The sequence below is a fragment of the Nocardioides sp. CPCC 206348 genome (genome assembly GCF_048654705.1).
Classification (GTDB): Bacteria; Actinomycetota; Actinomycetes; order Propionibacteriales; family Nocardioidaceae; genus Nocardioides.
This window is the reverse complement of the sequence record NZ_JBMCZA010000149.1, coordinates 42,954-45,943: the sequence shown is the minus strand read 5'-3', so window position 1 is coordinate 45,943 and position 2,990 is coordinate 42,954. Positions and strand designations below refer to the sequence as shown.

At 69.4% G+C, this 2,990-nt stretch carries 4 protein-coding genes and 1 pseudogene; 1 reads left to right on the top strand and 4 read right to left on the bottom strand.

From position 1 onward, the window contains the following. The 3 genes from ACOADB_RS10470 to pyrR form a co-directional block, all read right to left on the bottom strand. Positions 1 to 592: amidohydrolase family protein (locus ACOADB_RS10470; protein ID WP_378597955.1), on the bottom strand; the 592-nt coding region annotated here is incomplete at its 3' end. Next, positions 589 to 1,539: an aspartate carbamoyltransferase catalytic subunit gene (locus tag ACOADB_RS10465; protein ID WP_378597953.1), complete on the bottom strand. Its 951-nt coding sequence runs from the start codon at positions 1,537 to 1,539 to the stop codon at positions 589 to 591. The genes ACOADB_RS10470 and ACOADB_RS10465, both read right to left, overlap by 4 nt. Further along, on the bottom strand, positions 1,536 to 2,123 hold the full coding sequence (pyrR, locus tag ACOADB_RS10460; RefSeq protein WP_378597951.1) for a bifunctional pyr operon transcriptional regulator/uracil phosphoribosyltransferase PyrR: 588 nt from the start codon (positions 2,121 to 2,123) through the stop codon (positions 1,536 to 1,538). The genes ACOADB_RS10465 and pyrR overlap by 4 nt, the downstream gene beginning before the upstream one ends. Before the next feature lie 142 nt (positions 2,124 to 2,265). Between pyrR and ACOADB_RS10455 the strand changes: the two genes are divergently transcribed. Continuing rightward, a complete protein-coding gene (locus ACOADB_RS10455) occupies positions 2,266 to 2,748 on the top strand; it encodes a nuclear transport factor 2 family protein (RefSeq protein ID WP_378597949.1) in 483 nt (160 codons plus the stop codon). A 52-nt stretch (positions 2,749 to 2,800) separates the two neighbouring features. Here the strand turns inward: ACOADB_RS10455 and ACOADB_RS10450 are convergent. Further along, positions 2,801 to 2,990: pseudogene (locus tag ACOADB_RS10450) on the bottom strand (hypothetical protein); the annotation flags it as partial.

Genomic DNA, 2,990 nt, shown 5'->3' with positions numbered 1-2,990 from the left:
CCTCGTGGCAGCACGCGGTGGCACCGGCGAGCGACGGGTCCTGGCTGTGCTGGCTGATCACGCCACCGAACGCCTTGACGTACTCCAGCGCGCGACGCATGACCCGCGGGTCGGCGACGCACTTGCCGTCGTCGGAGAACACCCGGACCTTCGCCCGCGAGCGCGCCATCAGGCCGAGCTCGGCGAGCTCTTCGCCACCGAGCGACTTGGTGACGGCGCCGACCGGCTGGACGTCGACCAGGCCGGCGGTCCGGCCGAGGTCGAACACCCGCTCCGCGGCCTCGGCGGTGTCGGTGACCGGGTTGGTGTTGGCCATCGCGAGCACCGCGGTGAAGCCACCGACAGCGGCGGCGCGCGAGCCGGTCAGGACCGTCTCGGCGTCCTCACGGCCAGGCTCGCGCAGGTGCGTGTGCAGGTCGACGAAGCCGGGCAGCAGGACCAGGCCGGCGGCGTCGATCACCTTCGTCGATGCGCCAGCCAGGCTGGTCGAGCCCGTCGAGACCCCGAGCTCCCGGATCACGCCGTCCGCGACGAGGACATCGGTCGTCGTACCGTCGGGAAGGGCAGCGCCCTTGATCAGGATCGAGCTCATTCGCCCACTCCTTCGTTGCCCTGGGGTTCCCCAGTCAGCAGGTGGTAGAGCACGGACATGCGGACGGCGACGCCCGCGGAGACCTGGTCGAGCACGGCCGAGTCGATCGCGTCGGCCGCGTCGGCGGAGATCTCCAGCCCGCGGTTCATCGGGCCCGGGTGCAGGATCGGCGTGCCGGGCTTGAGCAGGGAGAGCCGGTCGCGGGTCAGGCCGTAGCCGACCGTGTACTCACGGGCCGTGGGGAAGAACCCGCCGCTCATCCGCTCGCGCTGGACGCGCAGCATCATCACGGCGTCGGCCTCGGGCAGGACCGGGTCGAGGTCGTACGACGTCGCGAACCCCGCTTCCTTCGACCAGTCGGCGACACCGGCCGGCATCAGGGTCGGCGGCGCGACGACGGTGACCGTGGCACCCAGCTTGATCAGGCTCTTCACGTTGCTGCGGAACACCCGGCTGTGGGTCAGGTCGCCGACGATCGCGACGTGCTTGCCCTCGAGGGTGCCGAGGCGGCGGGTCAGCGTGTAGCCGTCGAGCAGCGCCTGCGTGGGGTGCTCGTGGGTGCCGTCGCCGGCGTTGATGACGGGGACGTCGACCCAGCGGCTGATCTGCTCGGCCGCGCCACTGGCGCCGTGGCGGACGACCAGTCCGTCAATGCCCATGGCGGTCACCGTCAGCACGGTGTCGCGCAGCGACTCACCCTTGCTGGCGCTGCTGCCCTTGGCGGACAGGTTGATGACGTCGGCGGAGAGCCACTTCCCAGCGATCTCGAAGCTCGAGCGCGTCCGGGTGGAGTCCTCGAAGAACAGGTTGATGACGGTGCGGCCGCGCAGGGCGGGCAGCTTCTTGACCGAGCGCTTCTGCACATCGTGCATCTCGGCAGCCGTCGTGAAGATGTCCTCGATGTCACCGACTTCGAGGTCATCGATGCTGAGCAGGTGGCGGGTCATGCCTCACCTCCATTGGGGGCGTCGACGATGCGGACCTCGTCCTCACCGTCGGTCTCCACCAGGCGCAGGCTGACCCGTTCGCTGCGCGCGGTGGGAAGGTTCTTGCCGACGTGGTCGGCACGGATCGGGAGCTCTCGGTGCCCGCGGTCCACCAGCACCGCCAGTCGTACGACGGCCGGCCGGCCGAGGTCGGACAGGGCATCGAGCGCGGCGCGGATGGTGCGCCCGCTGTAGAGCACGTCGTCGACCAGCACGACGGTCTTGCCGTCGATGCCGCCGGCAGGCACCTGGGTGCGGCTGGCCACCCGCGTGGGGTGGTTGCGCAGGTCGTCGCGGTACATCGTGACGTCGAGGGACCCGGTCGCGACCGTCGTACCCTCGACCTTGGCGATGCTCGCGGCGATGCGCTCCGCCAGCGGGACCCCGCGGGTCTGGAGGCCGAGAAGCAGGAGATCCTCGGCGCCCTTGTTGCGCTCGAGGATCTCGTGGGAAATGCGGGTCACTGCCCGGTTGATGTCGCCGGCGTCGAGGACGACGCGTCCAGCGGTGCCGTCATGCGGCGTGGAACTGGGGTGCGCAGGCAAGGTTGGCTGACCTTCCTTCTCCGCCTCACAGGACGGCTCGTTAAAGGATGTCGATCGGGTGCCACCTTACCGCCGACGACTCCGCCCGCCGAACCGGGACACCCCGTCGACAGGAACTAGAACACGTTCTAGGGTGGTCGACATGGACCTTGCCGCCGTCGAGGAGATCAAGCGCCTCAAGCACCGCTACTTCCGCACCCTCGACCTGAAGTTGTGGGACCAGTTCGCCGACTGCCTCGCGGAGGACGTCGTCGCGCAGTACGGCACCCAGGCGATGGGCGAGCCGCTGCACTACGACAACCGCGCCGGCGTCGTGGCCTTCATGACGGAGAACCTCGGCCCCGGTGTCGTCACGGTCCACATCGCCAACCACCCCGAGATCGACGTCGACGGCGACACTGCGACGGGGTCGTGGGCCTTCGAGGACACCGTCATCGTCCCGGACTTCAAGGTGCAGATCCGCGGCGCCGGCTACTACGTCGACACCTATCGCAAGGACGCCGACGGCGCCTGGCGGATCGCCTCGACCCGGTACGAGCGGATCTACGAGGCCATGACCTCGCTCGACGACACCCCGAGCTTCAAGCTGATCGCCAACCGCTGGGACCCGTCGCTCCAGCACTGACCCCAGCCGAGGTTGATTGACATCAATCAACCTCGCCCGGTGGTTCTTTCCCTCAGAGGGCTGCGGCCATCCCCGCGCACGCCCGCAGCCAGGAACGCTTCGTGTCCTCGGAGAGCTGGTCGTACGGGACGACCGACCCGGAGACGAGTGCCCGGTCGTACGGCACCCGATAGACGCCGCGGGTGCGCTGCTCGTACACGGCCACGAGGTCGCGGGCCAAGGCCTCGTCGACCTTCGGGCTG